This is a genomic window from Streptomyces sp. NPDC046887, assembly GCF_040644755.1.
GTDB classification, from domain to species: domain Bacteria; phylum Actinomycetota; class Actinomycetes; order Streptomycetales; family Streptomycetaceae; genus Streptomyces; species Streptomyces lichenis.
Window position 1 is genome coordinate 37,286 of record NZ_JBEYXH010000019.1, and the last position, 17,556, is coordinate 54,841.

Consider the following 17,556-nt stretch of genomic DNA (forward strand, 5'->3'; position numbering starts at 1 on the left):
CCGCCTCCGCCCCCGGCGGCCGCCCCTTCACCCCGCCTCGGTCAGCCCGCCGCCTGATCGCCCACGCCCCCGGCGACCGGGCCCGCCGCACCCCGCCCCGTCCCGCTCGGCACGGACCCCGCGAGCACTCGCGTACCCGGCAGGGACTCGGTGAGGACTCGCATCAGCTCGCGGGCGGCGCGGGGCGGGGCCACGTCGCTGCGGTGGGCGAGGCCGATGGTGCGGCGCAGCCCGGGGTCGGCCAGCGCGGTGACGCGGAGGTCGCGGCCGGCCCGGGCCGCGACCATGCTCGGCACCACGGCCACGCCCAGGCCCGCGCTGACGAAGCCGAGCACCGCGTCCATCTCGCCGCCCTCCACGGTGAACGAGGGCTCGAACCCGGCGGCCCGGCAGGCGGCGACGGTGAGTTCCCGCAGGTCGTAGCCGTGCCGGAACATCACCAGCGGCCGCCCCTCCAGGTCCGCGATCCGCAGCGGGCGGCCGGGGGCGGGGGCGGTGGCGGCGGAGACCACGACCAGGTCCTCCTGGAGCAGCTCGACGGTGGTCAGGGCCGGGGCGGGGGCGGGGAGGGGGAGCACCACCAGGGCCAGGTCGAGGGTGCCGCGGGCCAGCTCGCGCACCAGGTCGTGGGAGCCGCTCTCCTCGATGACCAGCTGGATGCCGGGGTGGAGGCTGTGGAAGATGCGCAGGACGTCGGGGAGCAGGGCGGTGCAGAGGCTGGGGGTCGCGCCGAGGCGGACCCGGCCGCTGCGCAGCTGCGCCAGCTCCTGCACCTCGCGGCGCGCGGTGTCGGCGTCCGCCAGGATCCGCCGGGCCAGCGGCAGCAGCGCTTCCCCGGCGTCGGTCAGCGCGATGTTGCCGCGGGCCCGGCTGAACAGCTCCGCGCCGAGGTCCCGCTCCAGCGCCCTGATCTGCTGGGACAGCGAGGGCTGGGAGACATGGACCCGTTCGGCGGCCCGGGTGAAGTGCCGGGTCTCGGCCACCGCGACGAAGTACGAGAGCTGCTGCAATTGCATACGGTCCAGTTTACGGGCAGTGGATAGGCTGTTCCTATGGCGATCAGGTGGTCCATGTCTTGGACCACTCACCGGTTCCCGACGTACCGTCGGTGACATGGTTCTGGCAACGCGGTCGGACCGCGAACCCTCCCTCCCGCGCACGCTCTGGGGATCGACCATCGGCAAGAAGGCCGTCATGGCCGTCAGCGGTCTGATCATGCTGGGCTATCTGGTCGCCCATGTCGCGGGCAACCTCAAGGTCTTCTTCGGGCCCGAGGAGTTCAACGGCTACGCGCACTGGCTGCGCACCATCGGCGCTCCGGTGCTGCACTACGAGTGGATGCTGTGGATCGTCCGGGTGGTGCTGCTCGCCTCGATCGTGGCGCACGCGGTCTCCGCGTACCAGCTCAGCCGCCGGGACATCAAGGCCCGGCCGGTGAAGTACGCGCACAAGCGGCCCCGGGCCGGCTACGCCACCCGCACCATGCGCTGGGGCGGGATCATCGTGGGACTCTTCGTGGTCTGGCACATCCTGGACCTGACGACGCTGACCGTGAACCCCAACGCCCAGCCGGGCCGCCCCTACGAGAACGTCGTCGCCACCTTCTCCACCTGGTACGGCAATGTGATCTACATCGTGGCCATGCTCGCCGTGGGCCTGCATGTACGCCACGGCTTCTGGAGCGCCGCCCAGACGCTCGGCGCGGGCAACGCCGCCCGCGACCGCCTCCTCAAGACCCTCGCGAACGGCCTCGCGCTCGCCCTGACCGCGGGCTTCATCGCCGTACCCGTCGCCGTGATGACCGGACTGGTGAGCTGACAATGAGCATGGGCACCGAGACGCCTTCCTTCGCCGATTACGCGACGGGCGAGGCGATCGCCGACGCCGCCGCGCCCGAGGGGCCGATCGCCGAGCGCTGGGACACGCGCCGCTTCGAGGCGAAGCTGGTCAACCCGGCCAACCGCCGCAAGCACACCGTCATCGTGGTCGGTACCGGGCTGGCCGGCGGTGCGGCCGGCGCCACCCTCGCCGAACAGGGCTACCACGTAGTCCAGTTCTGCTACCAGGACTCGCCCCGCCGGGCCCACTCCATCGCCGCCCAGGGCGGGATCAACGCGGCCAAGAACTACCGCAACGACGGCGACTCCATCCACCGGCTCTTCTACGACACCGTCAAGGGCGGCGACTTCCGCGCCCGGGAGTCCAACGTCCACCGGCTCGCCCAGGTCTCGGTCGAGATCATCGACCAGTGCGTGGCCCAGGGCGTGCCGTTCGCCCGCGAGTACGGCGGACTGCTGGACACCCGCTCCTTCGGCGGCGTCCAGGTCTCCCGTACCTTCTACGCCCGCGGCCAGACCGGCCAGCAGCTGCTGCTCGGCGCGTACCAGGCGCTCTCCCGTCAGATCGCCGCCGGTAGCGTGGAGATGCATCCGCGCACCGAGATGCTGGACCTGATCGTGGTGGACGGGCGGGCCCGCGGCATCGTCGCCCGGGACCTGGTGACCGGGAAGATCGGCACCTACTTCGCGGACGCCGTCGTCCTCGCTTCCGGCGGCTACGGCAACGTCTTCTACCTCTCCACCAACGCGATGAACTCCAACGCCACCGCGGTGTGGCGGGCCCACCGGCGCGGCGCCTACTTCGCCAACCCCTGCTTCACCCAGATCCACCCCACCTGCATCCCGCGCACCGGCGACCATCAGTCCAAGCTGACCCTGATGAGCGAGTCGCTGCGCAACGACGGCCGCATCTGGGTGCCCAAGGCCCGGGGCGACGACCGCCCCGCCGCCGAGATCCCCGAGGAGGAGCGCGACTACTACCTGGAGCGCATCTACCCCTCCTTCGGCAACCTGGTGCCGCGTGACATCGCCTCCCGGGCGGCCAAGAACGTCTGCGACGAGGGCCGCGGCGTCGGCCCCGGCGGCCAGGGCGTCTACCTGGACTTCGCGGACGCCATCCGCCGGATGGGCCGGGCCAAGGTGGAGGAGAAGTACGGCAACCTCTTCGACATGTACGAGCGGATCACCGCGGAGAACCCCTACGAGGTGCCCATGCGGATCTACCCCGCCGTGCACTACACGATGGGCGGGCTCTGGGTCGACTACGACCTCCAGACCACCGTGCCCGGGCTGTTCGCCATCGGCGAGGCCAACTTCTCCGACCACGGGGCCAACCGGCTCGGCGCCTCCGCGCTGATGCAGGGCCTGGCCGACGGCTACTTCGTGCTGCCGTCCACCATCAACGACTACTTGGCCCGCAACCCGGGCGCCGGGGCGATCGCCGAGGACCATCCGGCCGTCCGGGAGGCCGTCGGCCGCACCGAGGACCGGCTGGCCCGGCTGCTCGCGGTGGACGGCGACCGCACCCCCGACTCCTTCCACCGCGAGGTGGGCGAGCTGATGTGGGAGTTCTGCGGGATGGCCCGCACCGAGGACGGGCTGCGCAAGGCGCTGGACCGCATCCCGCAGATCCGCGAGGAGTTCTGGCAGCGGATCAAGGTCCCGGGGACGGGAGAGGAATTCAACCAGTCGCTGGAGAAGGCCAACCGGATCGTCGACTACCTGGAGCTCGCCGAGCTGATGTGCCTCGACGCGCTGCACCGCGCCGAGTCCTGCGGCGGCCACTTCCGCGAGGAGTCCCAGACCCCGGACGGCGAGGCCGCCCGCCGGGACGAGGAGTTCGGCTACGCCGCCGCCTGGGAGTTCACCGGCACCGGCGCCGCGCCCGTCCTGCACAAGGAAGACCTGGTCTTCGAGTACGTCCACCCCACCCAGCGGAGCTACGCATGAGGCTCACCCTGCGCGTCTGGCGCCAGCGCGACGCCGGCGCCCCCGGCGCCATGACCACCTACGAGGTCGACGGCATCTCGGCGGACATGTCGTTCCTGGAGATGCTCGACACCCTCAACGAGCGGCTGATCCTGGACGGCGAGGACCCGGTCGCCTTCGACCACGACTGCCGCGAGGGCATCTGCGGCGCCTGCTCCCTGGTCATCAACGGCGACGCCCACGGCCCCGAGCGCACCACCACCTGCCAGCTGCACATGCGCTCCTTCACCGACGGCGACACCATCGACGTCGAACCCTGGCGCGCGGCCGCCTTCCCGGTGGTGAAGGACCTGGTGGTGGACCGGTCCTCCTTCGACCGGATCATCCAGTCCGGCGGCTATGTCTCGGTGCCCACCGGCTCCGCCCCCGAGGCGCACGCCACCCCGGTGCCCAAGGCCGACGCCGACCACGCCTTCGAGAACGCCGAGTGCATCGGCTGCGGCGCCTGCGTGGCCGCCTGCCCCAACGGCTCCGCGATGCTCTTCACCGCCGCCAAGGTCAACCACCTGAACGTGCTGCCGCAGGGCGCGCCCGAGCGGGAGAGTCGGGTGCTGGACATGGTCGCCACCATGGACGCTGAGGGGTTCGGCGGCTGCACGCTCGCCGGGGAGTGCGCCACCGCCTGCCCCAAGGGCATCCCGCTGCCCTCGATCGCCGCCATGAACAAGGAGTGGCTGCGCGCCACCCGCAAGGGCCGCCGCGGCTGAGTCGCCCCCGGCACCGAGGCCCGGCCGCCCCTGTGAGGGGTGGCCGGGCCTCGGCGTTCACGGCTTCACGGGTTGCACGGGTCCCACCGCCTTCACCGGCTCGCATGGGTGATTTCCAGCCAGATGGAGTGGGTGATCGGCATCACTTGGTCGGTGCGGATGTGAAGGATCTTCGGTAGGGGTTCGTTGTTGACGGAGATTCTTCTGCTCACTCCCCGGTTCTCGGCGGCTACCGCAAGATCATCAACACTCAACGCTCTGCCGAAACCCATCGGTCGTCCATAACGCGAACAACCCGTTCCGGCGGAATTCCCCACTCCGTTACTGCCCGGTAGGCATATGCCGCGCCGGGGGCCTGACCAACCCCCGGCGTTCGACCGTGTTCGTACCACTCAGGGGGTAACCCATGTCCGCCATCACCCGCCGCCGCGCCCTGGGCGCCGCCGCCTCGGCCGCCGCCGGCCTCGCCGCCGGCCGGGCGCTCACCGCGCCCGTCCCCGCCCAGGCCGCCGCCCCCGCGCCGGCCGGCCCGGCCCACCACCCGGCCGGCCACGACGGCCCCGCGCCGTTCGACGAGGTCTACCAGGGCCGCCGTATCCAGGGCCGGCCGGTCCACGGCGGCGGCCACCACGAGGACCACGGCGGCTACGCCGTCACCATCGACGGGGCCGAACTACACGTCATGCGCAACGCCGACGCCACCTGGATCAGCGTGGTCAACCACTACGAGCCGTTCGCCGACCCCCGGGCGGTGGCCCGCGCCGCCGTCCGCGACCTCAACGGGGCCAGGCTCGTCCCGCTCGAACTCGGCTGACCACCACCCACCGTCGCGTCCACCAGGAGCAGCACCACCATGACCGTACGCAAGAACCAGGCCGTCCTGACCACCGCCGAGAAGCGTCGCTTCACCGACGCCGTCCTCGAACTCAAGCGGACCGGGCAGTACGACACCTTCGTCACCACCCACAACGCCTTCATCATGGGCGACACCGACGACGGCGACCGGGTCGGCCACCGCTCCCCGTCCTTCCTGCCCTGGCACCGCCGCTTCCTGCTCCAGTTCGAGCAGGCCCTCCAGGCGATAGACCCCGAGGTCGCCCTGCCCTACTGGGACTGGTCCGCCGACCGCACCACCCGCGCCACGCTCTGGGCCCCGGACTTCCTCGGCGGCACCGGCCGCGCCTCCGACGGCCGGGTCATGGACGGCCCGTTCGCCGCCTCCGGCAACCGCTGGCGGATCAGCGTCCGGGTGGACGGCCGCGACTACCTGCGCCGCTCGCTGGGCTCCGGCGGCCGCCAACTGCCCACCCGCGCCGAGGTGGACTCCGTCCTCGCCATGGCGACCTATGACACCGCCCCCTGGAACAGCGCCTCCGACGGCTTCCGCAACCACCTGGAAGGGTGGCGCGGGGTCAATCTGCACAACCGGGTCCATGTCTGGGTCGGCGGCCAGATGGGCACCGGGGTCTCCCCGAACGACCCGGTGTTCTGGCTGCACCACGCCTTCGTGGACAAGCTGTGGGCCGACTGGCAGGCGCGGCACCCCGGCTCCCCGTACCTCCCGGCGGCCGGCACCCCCAACGTGGTGGACCTCAACGACACCATGCGCCCGTGGAACGACACCACCCCCGCCGACATGCTCGACCACACCCGGCACTACACCTTCGACACCGCCGCCTGAGCCGGCCGGCAGAGCCGGGACGAGGGCCGGGGCGGAGACTCAAGCCGCCCCCGGCTCCGGCAGGCCGAGCGCCCGCGCCAGATACGGCGCGGTACGGCTCCCCGCGGCGGCCGCCACCGCCCGCGGGGGGCCCTCGGCGACCACCCGGCCGCCCTCGTCCCCACCGCCCGGACCCAGGTCCACCACCCAGTCGGCGCCCGCCACCACCGCCATGTCGTGCTCCACGACCACCACCGTGTTCCCCGCGTCCACCAGCCCGTGCAGCTGCCGCATCAGCACCTCCACATCCGCCGGATGCAGCCCGGTCGTCGGCTCGTCCAGGACGTACAGGGTGTGGCCCCGGCGGGCCCGCTGGAGCTCCGCCGCCAGCTTGATCCGCTGCGCCTCGCCGCCGGACAGCTCCGTCGCGGGCTGCCCCAGCCGCAGATAGCCGAGCCCCACATCCAGCAGCGCCCGCAGACTCCGTACGGCCGCGGGCGCCCTGGCGAAGAACTCCGCCGCCGCCTCCACCGTCAGATCCAGCACCTCGGCGATGCTCCGGCCCCGGTGCAGCACCTCCAAGGTCTCGTCGTTGTAGCGGGCCCCGCCGCACTCCGGGCAGGGCGCGTAGGTGCTCGGCAGGAACAGCAGCTCCACCGAGACGAACCCCTCGCCCTGGCAGGTCTCGCATCGGCCGCCCGGCACATTGAACGAGAACCGGCTCGCCGTGAAGCCGCGCTCCCGCGCCCCCTGCTCGGCCGCGAACACCCGGCGCACCACGTCGAACAGCCCGGTGTAGGTGGCCAGGTTGGAGCGCGGGGTACGGCCGATCGGCCGCTGGTCCACCGTCACCAGCCGCTCCACGCCCGGCAGCTCGGCGGTGACCTCGGCCACCAGCGTGGACTTCCCCGAGCCGGACACCCCGGTCACCACGGTCAGCGCCCCCAGCGGCAGCCGGGTGGCCAGCCCGCGCAGATTGTGCCGGTGCACCGGGCCCAGCTCCAGCCACCCCGAGGGCTCCCGCAGCTCCCGCCCGCCGACCGGGCCGCGCGCGAAGAGATACCGCCGGGTCGCCGACTCGGCCACCTTGGCCAGCCCCTTCGGCGGCCCGCTGTACAGCACCCGCCCGCCGTGCTCGCCGGCCGCCGGACCCACGTCCACCAGCCAGTCCGCGTGCCGCACCACCCCGAGGTGGTGCTCCACCACGAACACCGTGTTCCCGGCGGCCTTCAGCCGGTCCAGCACCGTCAGCAGGGCCTCGGTGTCCGCCGGGTGCAGCCCCGCCGACGGCTCGTCCAGTACGTACACCACCCCGAACAGCCCGGACCGCAGCTGGGTCGCCAGCCGCAGCCGCTGCAACTCCCCACCCGCCAGGGTGGGCGTCGGCCGGTCCAGGCTCAGATAGCCGAGCCCCATCCCGGCCACCGGCGCGATCCGCACCCGCAGATCGCCCACCAGCACCCGGCCGGCCTCCGTACCGCCTCCCGTATCGCCCTCCGCCTCCGCCAGCAGCTCGTCCAGCGCGGTCAGCGGCAGCGCGGCCAGCTCGGCGATGCTCCGCCCCCCGAAGAGGACCGCCAGCGCCTCCGGCCGCAGCCGGCTCCCGCCGCACACCGGGCAGGGGGCGCTGGTCAGAAAGGCCTCCGCCTTCGCCCGCAGCGCCGGGCTCTTGGACTCCGCGAAGGTCCGCAGCACATGGCGCCGGGCACTGCTGTACGTCCCCTGGTACGGGCGGTGGATCCGGCCCGCCTCCCGCACCGGGTGGACCGTCACCACCGGCTGCTCGTCGGTGAACAGGATCCACTCCCGGTCAGCCGCCGGCAGCTCCCGCCACGGCCGGTCCACATCGTGGCCGAGCGCGTCCAGCACATCCCGCAGGTTCTTGCCCTGCCAGGCGCCCGGCCAGGCGGCGATCGCCCCCTCGCGGATCGACAGACCCGGATCGGGCACCAGCAGCTCCTCGCTGGTGGAGTGCACCAGGCCCAGCCCGTGGCACTCGGGACAGGCCCCGGCCGCCGTGTTCGGCGAGAAGGCGTCCGAGTCCAGCCGCTCGGCACCCGCCGGATAGGTCCCGGCCCGGGAGAACAGCATCCGCAGCGAGTTGGACAGGGTGGTGACGGTGCCCACCGAGGAGCGGGAGGTGGGGGAGGAGCGCCGCTGCTCCAGCGAGACCGCGGGCGGCAGCCCGGTGATCTCCCCGACCCGGGGCGCGCCGGTCTGGTGGATCAGCCGCCGCGCGTAGGGCGCCACCGACTCCAGATACCGCCGCTGCGCCTCCGCGTACAGGGTGCCGAAGGCCAGCGAGGACTTCCCCGAGCCGGACACCCCGGTGAAGACGGTCAGCGCGTCGCGCGGAATGTCCACGTCCACCGCGCGCAGATTGTGCTCCCGGGCGCCGCGTACCCGGACGAAGGGATCGCGGGCCGCCGCCTCCGGAGCGGATGGTTCCGGAACGGGCGGGAAGGGGCCGGTGGCATCGGGGTGGTGCATGATCGCGAGTCTAGGCTCGGGGTCTGACAGCCGCCCCACGCCGCCGGGCTACGGGGGTCAGCCGCCCCGTCGTGCCGGGCAACGAGGTCAGTCGCCCGTGCCGGCGGGCTACGGGGGCCAGCCGCCCTGTGCCCTCGGCTACGGGGGCCAGCCGCCCTGGGTCGCCGGGCTACGGGGGTCAGCCGCCCTGTGCCCTCGGCTACGGGGGCCAGGCGCCCCGTGCGGCCGGGCCAGGGGGTCGCGGACAGCTGCGGCCCCTGCCCCACCGGGCCGCGGGGGTCAGCCGGCGGCTTCCGGCAGCCCGGCGACCCGGGCGAGCCGACGGTAGGAGTCCACCAGCGCGGCCCGGTCGTACGTACTGGTGGTGACCAGCACCTCGTCCGCCCCGGTCTCGGCGATCGCCTTCTCCAGCTCCTGGCGCACCTGCTCCTCGGTGCCGTGCACATGCCCGCGCAGCCCCGCCTCGTACAGGTCCCGCTGCCGGGCCGTCATCGCCAGTGCCTCGATCCGCTCGGCGGGCGCCAGCGGCGGGAAGTCGCCCTGGGTGCGCGCGTACGCCATCGCCCACGCCTCCGGTACGAGCAGCCGCGCCGCGTCCCACTCGCTCGCCGCCACCGCGACCGTTCCGGCCACCACCACATACGGCTCGGCGGCCCAGAGCGAGGGCCGGAACTCCGTCCGGTACCGCTCGATCGCGGCCACCGTCTTCGCCCGGCCCCGCAGATCGCCGACCACCAGCGGCAGCCCGGCCGCCGCCGCGATCCCCGCGCCCTCACCGGTGGCCAGCAGATACGGCGGCACCCGCAGCCCCTCGGCCGGCCGCGCCCGTACGCCCGGATAGGCGTCCTGCCCGCCGGTGAACCAGCCCAGCAGCTCGGCCAGCGCCCCGGCGAACTCCTCCGCCTCCTCCTTGTCCCGGCCCAGCGCCCGGCGCACCCCGTCGGTGAACCCCACCGAGCGGCCCAGGCCCATGTCGATCCGCCCCGGGAACAGCGCCTCCAGCACCCCGAACTGCTCGGCCACCACCAGCGGCCGGTGGTTGGGCAGCATCACTCCGCCGGTGCCCACCCGGATCACCGAGGTCGCCGCCGCCACCGCGGCGGCCAGCACCGTCGGCGCCGAGCCCGCCACCCCCGGCACCGCATGGTGCTCCGAGACCCAGAAGCGGTGGTAGCCCAGCGCCTCCGCCTCCCGGGCCAGCTCCACGGTGTCCCGCAGCGCCTGCGCGCCCGGGTGCCCCTCACGGGTCCGGGAGCGGTCCAGCACCGACCAGCGCGTCGCAGCGATCAGAGAACTCACACCTGGTTCAACGCCCGGCGGCACCGCGGATTCCCTACGCTGGCGGCCGTGACCCGCGACACCAGGCCTCTGGCCGTCTTCGACCTGGACAACACCCTCTCCGACGCCCGCGGGCGCCAGCACTTCCTGGAGCGCCGGCCGCGCGACTGGGCCGGTTTCTTCGCGGCGGCCCGCCAGGACCCGCCGCTGGCGGCCGGGGTCGAGCTGTGCCACGAGAGCGCCGAGGAGTGCGCGATCGTCTATCTCACCGGCCGCCCCGAGCGGTGCCGCAAGGACAGCCTGGCCTGGCTCGCCGAGCACGGGCTGCCCCAGGGGCGGCTGCTGATGCGGCGCGACGACGACCGCCGCCCGGCGCGTACCACCAAGGCGGAGGCGCTGCGACGGCTGGCCGCCACCCGGGAGATCCGGGTCCTGGTGGATGACGACGAGCTGGTCTGCGACGCCGCCGAACGCACCGGCATCCCGGTGGTGCGGGCCCGCTGGGCGACCACCGGCGCCGAGACGCTGCACCGGGCGCAGGAGCGCGAGGGCCGTACCTGAGCCCGCGGTCGGGCTCAGCCCGCGGCCTCGCCGTCCTCCAGCCGGAAGCCGACCTTCATCCCCACCTGGTAGTGGGCGATCCGCCCGTCCTCGATATGGCCCCGGACCTGCGTCACCTCGAACCAGTCCAGATGGCGCAGCGTCTCGGAGGCGCGGGCGATGCCGTTGCGCAGGGCCTCGTCCACGCCCTCGTGCGAGGTGCCGACGATCTCCGTGACGCGGTACGTGTGGTGCGACATGGGCTCTCCGCGAGGTGTCGGGTGTCCCGCGCGCTCGCCGGACACGTCCTTCCACCGTGCACCAGGGCGCCGGGGCCCGCGATCCCGGCGGTCCCCTCAGGGGAGCTCGGGCCGGGTCAGGGCCCGGGAGGGCGGTTCGCCGGTCCGCCGGGCGTACGCCAGCCGCTCCCGGACCTCGCGCAGGGTGCGCGGCCGGTACCCGGGGCCGGTGGAGCAGCCCATGGGGAAGCGGACCCCGGCGTGGAGCAGCACCGTCAGCGTCCGCCAGGCGGCGGTATCCCGCCGCCGGGGCGCCACGAAGGCCGAGCCCACGTAGACCAGCGCCGCCGCGCACCGCGGACACCGGCGCTCTCGGCCGCCCGGATCGTGGCGCAGCTTGTACGAGGCCCGGCAGGCCAGGCACACGTACGACGTCTTCGACTCGGGCATGAGGAAGGCTATCCGGCGGCCCGCCGGCACCCCATCGGTTTTCGCCGCAAGGCGTTCGCCGGGCGGTGGACATCGGCGCCTTACCCCCCGGTCACCAGTGGTGAGGACTTGACCCCTCCTTTGGTCCATACCAAAATCCAGCCATCGCGCCCGAAGCGAATCGCTCGCCTCCCCCCACGTCGGGTACCTCCGCCCTGCCCCGGACAAAGGTGACCTACGTGAAGAAGCGGTTCCTCGCCTGCGCCTGCGCGCTCCTCGTCGCGGCCTCCCCGGCCCTCACCGGCTGCGGCGTGCTGCCCGGCGACAGCGCGTCCGGCTCCACCGTCACGGTGTGGCTGATGAAGGGCAGCGTCTCCGAGGACTTCCTGGAGCGCTTCACCACCGCCTTCGAGGAGGAGCACCCCGGTGTCGCGCTGGAGGTCGCCTTCCAGGAGTGGACCGGCGTCGGCAAGAAGATCGGCACCGCGCTGAAGAGCGAGGACGCCCCCGACGTCATCGAGGTCGGCAACACCCAGGTCGCCCAGTACGCCGACACCGACCTGCTCTACGACCTCACCCTGGAGTCCGTCCGCGACCTCGGCTACCAGGACTGGCTGCCCGGCCTCGCCGAACCCGGGCAGGTCGACGGCGCCCAGTTCGGCATCCCCTGGTACGCGGCCAACCGGGTCGCGGTCTACCGCAAGGACCTTTTCGAGCGCAGCGGCATCGACAAGCCGCCGGCCACCCGGGAGCAGTGGCTCGCCGACACCGCCAAGCTCAACAAGGACGGCGGCCAGGGGATCTACCTCGCCGGCCAGGACTGGTACACGCTGTCCGGGTTCATCTGGGACGAGGGCGGCGAGCTCGCCGTGGAGAAGGACGGCCGGTGGACCGGCGCCCTGGACGGCCCGGGCGCCCAGCGCGGGATCGACTTCTACCAGCGGCTCCAGGCCCTCGGCGAGGGACCGAAGGACGCCGACGAGGAGCACCCGCCGCAGGCCGAGGTGTTCGCCGACGGCGAGGTGGCCCAGATCATCGCCGCGCCCAGCGCCGCCGCCGCCATCGTGGAGCGCAACCCCGACCTCGCCGGAAAGCTCGGCTTCTTCCCGATACCGGGGAAGACCGCGGGCAAGCCCTGCGCCGTCTTCACCGGCGGCTCCGACCTGATCGTCCCGCGCAACGCCCGGGACCGGGACGCCGCCATCGACGTGGTCTCCGCGCTGGCGGGCGAGAAGTGGCAGACCGATCTGGCCCGCACCATGGGCTATGTCCCCAACAAGTCCTCGCTGGCCTCCGTGGTGGAGGGCCAGGAGGCCACCGCCGCCATGGCCGCCGCGGCCGCCGGCGGCCGGGCCACCCCCAACTCCCCGGAGTGGGCCGACGTCGAGGCCGCCAACCCCATCAAGCCGTATATGACCGCCGTCCTCCAAGGCCAGGACCCGAAGGAGGCCGCCCAGGCCGCCTCGGCCCGGATCACCGCCATCCTGCGGGGCGACTGACGGCCGGTTCCACGAACCACCGGACGAGAGTTTCCCGAAGGGCCGAAGGTCCGGGTGTTCGGTTCCGCCCGACGGGTAGTCGTTTGTCCGTACCGTCCGGAAAGCTGCCCGGGGCCCGCCCCACCTGCGGCTTTCCGGGCCCGTGAACCAGAGGAGAGGTGCGGACACCTTGGAGCGCTACCAGATCGTCAACCCCGCGACCGGCGAGACCGTGCGGGAGTACCCGACCGCCACCGACGCCGAACTGCGCGACGCCCTGGAGCGCGCCGACGCCGCCCAGCGGGAGTGGGCGGCCCGCCCGCCGGCGGACCGCGCCGCCGTGCTGCACCGGGTGGCCGACCTCTACGAGGAGCGCACGGAGGAGCTGGCCGCGATCATCACCCGCGAGATGGGCAAGCCCGTCAAGCAGGCCGCCGGCGAGATCGGCACGGTCGTCTCCATCTACCGCTACTACGCCGACCACGGTGAGGAGTTCCTGCGCGAGGAGGAGCTGGACGTGGCCTCCGGCGGCCGGGCCGTCATCCGCAAGGAGGCGGTCGGCACCCTGCTCGGGATCATGCCGTGGAACTTCCCCTACTACCAGGTGGCCCGGTTCGCCGCGCCGAACCTGATGCTCGGCAACGCCATCCTGCTCAAGCACGCCCCGCAGTGCCCGGAGTCCGCCCTGGCGATGGAGCGGCTGTTCCAGGACGCGGGCCTGCCCAAGGGCGCGTACACCAATGTCTTCGCCACCAACGACCAGGCGGCCGACCTGATCGCCGACGACCGGATCCAGGGTGTCTCCCTCACCGGCTCCGAGCGTGCCGGGGCCGCGGTGGCCGAGATCGCGGGCCGCAACCTCAAGAAGGTCGTCCTGGAACTGGGCGGCTCCGACCCCTACCTCATCCTGGGCGTCTCGGACCTGGCCCAGGTGGTCAAGAACACCGTCCGCGGCCGGATGGCCAACGCCGGCCAGGCCTGCAACGCCGCCAAGCGGATCATCGCCCTGGACGCGCACTACGACGCCTTCGCCGAGCAGTACACCGAGGCCATTCAGGCGATCATCCCCGGCGACCCCACCGACCCCGGCACCTTCATGGGCCCGCTCTCCTCCGAGAAGGCGGTCCAGACGCTGGACGAGCAGGTGCGGGACGCCGTCGACAAGGGGGCGACCGTGCTGGCCGGCGGCAAGCGCATCGACCGCCCGGGCGCCTGGTACGAGCCCACCGTGCTGGCCGGGATCACCCCGGAGATGCGCGCCTACCAGGAGGAGCTGTTCGGCCCGGTCGCCCTGCTCTTCCGGGTGGACTCCGAAGACGAGGCCGTCGACTTCGCCAACAACTCGCCGTACGGGCTGAGCGCCTCGGTGCAGAGCGACGACCCCGAGCAGGCCGAGCGGGTGGCCCAGCGGCTCCAGACCGGCATGGTGTTCGTCGGCGGACCGGCCGTGAGCGCCGCGGAGCTGCCCTTCGGCGGGGTGAAGCGCTCCGGCTTCGGCCGCGAGCTGGGCCGGTTCGGGATGGAGGAGTTCGCCAACCACAAGCTGGTCCGCGTCACCCGCTGAACGGCGCTGAACGGCCCGTCGGCGGGCCCGGCCCCCCCCCGCCTCTCAGCGGACGGGGCCGCGCTCGTCGACGGCCACGGTCGGCTCACCCAGGAACAGCTCCGGGTGGGCCGGACCGCAGGCGATGTTGAAGGTGTCCAGCCAGTACGACCAGCCCCGGATGCCCAGGGCGCTGCTGAAGCGGTAGTTGAGCTGCCAGCGCACCCACTGGCCGGCCGCCAGCCGCACCGCGGGCGGTCTGCGCGGCCGGGGCGGCAGCCCGTACAGCGGCCCCACCCGGGTGTGCACCCGCAGCCGGTCGCCCTCGACCCGGAGGACCACCCCGACCTCGCGCAGCGCCACCCGGCTCTCCACCGGTGCGAACCCGTCCCCCTCGGACATCCGCACCCGGTGCGCCAGCCCGGCCGGCAGCACCGGCAGGGCGAACCCGACCGGCGCCGCGTTCCTGCGGGCCGCCGCCTCCCCGCCCCGCGACCGCTTGGTCCACGACGTCCTGACCCACTGCACCGTGATCTCCACCGCGACCCGCCTCCACACCGTCTTCCCACGTCGGAGGCTACGGCCGGCGGACCGCCCGGTCACCCGGTTTCCCGTGAGCCCGGCGCCCGGTCCCGGCCCCGCCCGGGCATTTCAGCCGCCGCACACCCGGACTCCGCCGGGCGGTCACGCCGAATCCAGCCGGCGACGGCACAAACGAGTAACCGGGGCCGCGGCCGCGCGTCCCGGCTCCGCCGCCGTACGCAGGAGACTGCCATGACCGCCACGCCCGACCTGCTCGAACCCGCCACCACCGAGGGCCCGGCGCCCCGCTACACCGTCACCCTCGCCCGGGACCAGGACGAGGTGCGGGCCGCCCAGCGGCTGCGCCACCTGGTCTTCGCCGGAGAGCTCGGCGCCCGCCTCGACGGGCCGGAGCCCGGCATCGACAGCGACGAGTTCGACACCTACTGCGACCATCTGCTGGTACGCGAGGAGAGCACCGGAGAGGTCGTCGGCACCTACCGGCTGCTCCCGCCCGACAGCGCCCGGATCCTCGGACGGCTCTACGCCGAGGGCGAGTTCGACCTGCGGCGGCTGGCCCCCGTCCGCGACCACCTGGTGGAGGCCGGCCGCTCCTGCGTCCACCCCGCCCACCGCAACGGCGCCGTCATCTCACTGATCTGGGCCGGGATCGCCCGCTATCTGGTACGCACCGGCAACGGCTGGCTCGGCGGCTGCTGCTCCGTTCCGCTCGCCGACGGCGGCACCCTGGCCACCGCCACCTGGAAGACCGTCCGGCAGCGCCATCTGGCGCCCGAGGAGTACCAGGTCACCCCGCTTAAGCTGTGGACCCCCGGCCCGCTCGCCGACACCGGCCCCCGTCCGCCGCTGCCCCCGCTGCTGCGCGGCTACCTCCGGCTCGGCGCCTGGGTCTGCGGAGCGCCCGCGCACGACCCCGACTTCGGCGTCGCCGACCTGTACGTGCTGCTCCCGCTGCACCGCGTACACCCCCGCTACCTCCGCCACTTCCTCTCCCTCGCCCCCGCCTGAGGCGCCCGCCGTGAACGCCTGGCTGCCCACCGCGCCCTGCACCCCCGAGGAGTGCGCGAGCCGCCCCGGGGCCCGGCCCGGCTCCCTCGCCGGGACGCTGGTCCGCCTCACCGCCGGGCTGCTCGCCGTCCTCATCGGCCTGCTGCTGGCCCCGCTCGCCCCGCTCACCGGCCGCACCGCCCGGGCCCGGCTCACCCGGCTGTGGTGCCGGGCGGTGCTCGCCGCCTTCGGTGTACGGGTACGGGTGCACGGCACCGTGCCGCCCGGCCCGCACCTGGTCGCCGCCAACCACATCTCCTGGCTGGACATCCCGCTCATCGGCGCCGTCCTGCCGGGCCGGATGCTCGCCAAGAGCGACCTGAGGCGCTGGCCGGTGCTGGGGCCGCTCATCGCGCTCGCCGGCACCCTGTTCGTCGAACGGGACCGGCTGCGCGCCCTGCCCGGCACCGTGCGCGCCATGGCCGCCGCCCTCACCGCCGGCTCCCGCGTCATCGTCTTCCCCGAGGGCTCCACCTGGTGCGGCCGCGCCCAGGGACGCTTCCGCCCGGCCGCCTTCCAGGCCGCGCTGGACGCCGGCGCCGCCATCCAGCCCGTACGCCTGGGCTACCGGCCCACCGGACCGGCCGCGTTCGTCGGTGAGGACACCCTGGCCGCCTCGCTGTGGCGGGTGGCGGCGGCCGGCGGGCTCACCGCGGAACTCACCCTGCTGCCGGTCATCCCCGTCCACCACCACCCCGCCACCGTCGACCGGCGCTCCCTGGCCCGGGCCACCCAGGACGCGCTGCGCCCGGACCGCGAGTCGCCGCCCGCGCCCCGGCCGCCGTCCGAAGGGCATTGTCAGTGGGGTGTGTCAGAGTCAGGGCATGCTCGACATCACGGTGCGGACGGAGAACGGGGAGCGGCACCCGCGGGTGCCCTCCGATGAACTGGCGCGGCTGGTCCGGCGGATCGGCGCTGCGGGGGACCGCTTCCTGGTGCTCCAGCGCATACCCGACCTGCCCGAGGTCTTCGCCCAGGTCTGGCACGAGGCCGGCGGGGACTACACCCTGGAGCACCGGGACGGGGCCCCCGACCGGCACTTCCAGACGACGGCGGGCACGCCGGAGGCGGTGATCGCGGCGCTGACCGGCTGGGCCTGCGGCCGCGGCGGCTGGGACGCCGGTCTCGACTGGTCGCCGCTGGACACCGGCCCGGTCCGCCCGGTGCCGCCGCTCGACCTGGCCGAGGAGGAGCGCGCGCTACTGGAGGAGCGGATACGGGAGGTGCTGGCCGGCGGCTACGCCTCCCGGGCCGAGCTGGCCGAGCTCGCGGAGGACTACCTCGTCACCCCCGAGCGGCGGCCGGTCACCCCGGAGCAGGCCCGGGCGCTGGCCGACCGGCTGTGGCGGGAGCGGGTCGCCGAGCAGTCCGGCTGGCAGGGCGAGACCGACCCCGAGCGGCTCACCCGCGCCTTCACCGCCCTGAACCGGGCCGGTATCACGGCCCGGGAGAACTTCACCTGCTGCCGGACCTGCGGCCAGAGCGAGATAGGCGACGAGGCCGCGCCGGATGCCCGGGGCTTCGTCTATTTCCACACCCAGTCCACGGACACCGCCGCGGCCGGGCGCGGACTGGCGCTCTCCTACGGAGGCTTCGACGACTCGTCCGGCACCACCGAGGCCGTCGGACATGAGGTGGTGGCCGCCCTGCACACGGCCGGACTGGCCACCGACTGGGACGGGGACCCCAGCCGGGCCATCACCGTCACCCCGCTCGACTGGCGCCGCCGCCTGGTCGGTTGACCACCCCGACCCGTGGAGCCGTGCCGCCGGCCC

The 17,556-nt window shown here is 73.7% G+C and carries 18 protein-coding genes; 11 read left to right on the forward strand and 7 right to left on the reverse strand.

What is annotated here, in order from left to right:
• Positions 1-41: 41 nt before the first annotated feature.
• Positions 42-1,016 (reverse strand): LysR substrate-binding domain-containing protein, encoded by a 975-nt coding sequence (locus tag ABZ945_RS18880; protein WP_361270537.1) that lies wholly within the window; start codon positions 1,014-1,016, stop codon positions 42-44.
• A gap of 97 nt (positions 1,017-1,113) precedes the next feature.
• On the opposite strand from ABZ945_RS18880, the gene ABZ945_RS18885 reads away from it, so the two are divergent.
• Genes ABZ945_RS18885 through ABZ945_RS18895 form a run of 3 tightly spaced genes read left to right on the forward strand, consistent with a single transcriptional unit; the run spans position 1,114 to position 4,534 of the window.
• Entirely contained in the window at positions 1,114-1,818 is a 705-nt protein-coding gene (locus tag ABZ945_RS18885) for a succinate dehydrogenase cytochrome b subunit (RefSeq protein WP_361270539.1), read from the forward strand.
• An 8-nt stretch (positions 1,819-1,826) separates the two neighbouring features.
• Complete coding sequence (locus ABZ945_RS18890) at positions 1,827-3,788, forward strand: fumarate reductase/succinate dehydrogenase flavoprotein subunit (protein WP_361270757.1); 1,962 nt, start codon at positions 1,827-1,829, stop codon at positions 3,786-3,788.
• Positions 3,785-4,534 carry a succinate dehydrogenase/fumarate reductase iron-sulfur subunit gene (locus tag ABZ945_RS18895; RefSeq protein WP_361270542.1) on the forward strand — a complete coding sequence of 250 codons (750 nt, stop codon included), beginning with the start codon at positions 3,785-3,787 and terminating at the stop codon, positions 4,532-4,534. The genes ABZ945_RS18890 and ABZ945_RS18895 overlap by 4 nt, the downstream gene beginning before the upstream one ends.
• A 92-nt stretch (positions 4,535-4,626) precedes the next feature.
• Here ABZ945_RS18895 and ABZ945_RS18900 read toward each other — a convergent pair whose 3' ends face one another.
• Positions 4,627-4,806 (reverse strand): hypothetical protein, encoded by a 180-nt coding sequence (locus ABZ945_RS18900; RefSeq protein WP_361270545.1) that lies wholly within the window; start codon positions 4,804-4,806, stop codon positions 4,627-4,629.
• A 134-nt stretch (positions 4,807-4,940) separates the two neighbouring features.
• Here ABZ945_RS18900 and ABZ945_RS18905 point away from each other — a divergent pair, with 134 nt between their 5' ends.
• Complete coding sequence (locus ABZ945_RS18905) at positions 4,941-5,348, forward strand: tyrosinase cofactor (protein WP_361270548.1); 408 nt, start codon at positions 4,941-4,943, stop codon at positions 5,346-5,348.
• A gap of 39 nt (positions 5,349-5,387) precedes the next feature.
• Complete coding sequence (locus ABZ945_RS18910) at positions 5,388-6,215, forward strand: tyrosinase family protein (protein ID WP_361270551.1); 828 nt, start codon at positions 5,388-5,390, stop codon at positions 6,213-6,215.
• Positions 6,216-6,254: 39 nt separating this feature from the next.
• Here ABZ945_RS18910 and ABZ945_RS18915 read toward each other — a convergent pair whose 3' ends face one another.
• Entirely contained in the window at positions 6,255-8,684 is a 2,430-nt protein-coding gene (locus ABZ945_RS18915; RefSeq protein ID WP_361270554.1) for an excinuclease ABC subunit UvrA, read from the reverse strand.
• A 279-nt stretch (positions 8,685-8,963) separates the two neighbouring features.
• Entirely contained in the window at positions 8,964-9,983 is a 1,020-nt protein-coding gene (locus ABZ945_RS18920; RefSeq protein ID WP_361270556.1) for an MsnO8 family LLM class oxidoreductase, read from the reverse strand.
• 48 nt (positions 9,984-10,031) lie between these two features.
• Between ABZ945_RS18920 and ABZ945_RS18925 the strand changes: the two genes are divergently transcribed.
• Positions 10,032-10,523, forward strand: coding sequence for a hypothetical protein (locus ABZ945_RS18925; protein WP_361270559.1), 492 nt, complete (start codon positions 10,032-10,034; stop codon positions 10,521-10,523).
• A gap of 14 nt (positions 10,524-10,537) precedes the next feature.
• Here the strand turns inward: ABZ945_RS18925 and ABZ945_RS18930 are convergent, their stop codons facing one another.
• Together ABZ945_RS18930 and ABZ945_RS18935 are read right to left on the reverse strand one after the other, a co-directional pair.
• Positions 10,538-10,762, reverse strand: a complete 225-nt coding sequence (locus ABZ945_RS18930) for a dodecin (protein WP_361270562.1) — start codon at positions 10,760-10,762, stop codon at positions 10,538-10,540.
• A 96-nt stretch (positions 10,763-10,858) separates the two neighbouring features.
• On the reverse strand, positions 10,859-11,191 hold the full coding sequence (locus ABZ945_RS18935; protein WP_361270564.1) for a deoxyxylulose-5-phosphate synthase: 333 nt from the start codon (positions 11,189-11,191) through the stop codon (positions 10,859-10,861).
• 218 nt (positions 11,192-11,409) lie between these two features.
• Here ABZ945_RS18935 and ABZ945_RS18940 point away from each other — a divergent pair, with 218 nt between their 5' ends.
• Complete coding sequence (locus ABZ945_RS18940) at positions 11,410-12,669, forward strand: extracellular solute-binding protein (RefSeq protein WP_361270567.1); 1,260 nt, start codon at positions 11,410-11,412, stop codon at positions 12,667-12,669.
• Positions 12,670-12,838: 169 nt separating this feature from the next.
• Positions 12,839-14,212: an NAD-dependent succinate-semialdehyde dehydrogenase gene (locus ABZ945_RS18945; RefSeq protein ID WP_361270570.1), complete on the forward strand. Its 1,374-nt coding sequence runs from the start codon at positions 12,839-12,841 to the stop codon at positions 14,210-14,212.
• A 45-nt stretch (positions 14,213-14,257) separates the two neighbouring features.
• On the opposite strand, the gene ABZ945_RS18950 is transcribed toward ABZ945_RS18945, so the two are convergent.
• A complete protein-coding gene (locus ABZ945_RS18950; RefSeq protein WP_361270572.1) occupies positions 14,258-14,731 on the reverse strand; it encodes a hypothetical protein in 474 nt (157 codons plus the stop codon).
• A gap of 234 nt (positions 14,732-14,965) precedes the next feature.
• Here ABZ945_RS18950 and ABZ945_RS18955 point away from each other — a divergent pair, with 234 nt between their 5' ends.
• The 3 genes from ABZ945_RS18955 to ABZ945_RS18965 are packed head-to-tail and all read left to right on the forward strand — an operon-like array spanning position 14,966 to position 17,523.
• On the forward strand, positions 14,966-15,742 hold the full coding sequence (locus tag ABZ945_RS18955) for a GNAT family N-acyltransferase (RefSeq protein WP_361270575.1): 777 nt from the start codon (positions 14,966-14,968) through the stop codon (positions 15,740-15,742).
• Between the two features lie 10 nt (positions 15,743-15,752).
• Complete coding sequence (locus ABZ945_RS18960) at positions 15,753-16,667, forward strand: lysophospholipid acyltransferase family protein (RefSeq protein WP_361270577.1); 915 nt, start codon at positions 15,753-15,755, stop codon at positions 16,665-16,667.
• On the forward strand, positions 16,606-17,523 hold the full coding sequence (locus ABZ945_RS18965) for a hypothetical protein (protein WP_361270580.1): 918 nt from the start codon (positions 16,606-16,608) through the stop codon (positions 17,521-17,523). Before ABZ945_RS18960 ends, ABZ945_RS18965 begins: the two co-directional genes overlap by 62 nt.
• The last annotated feature ends 33 nt before the right edge of the window (positions 17,524-17,556 follow it).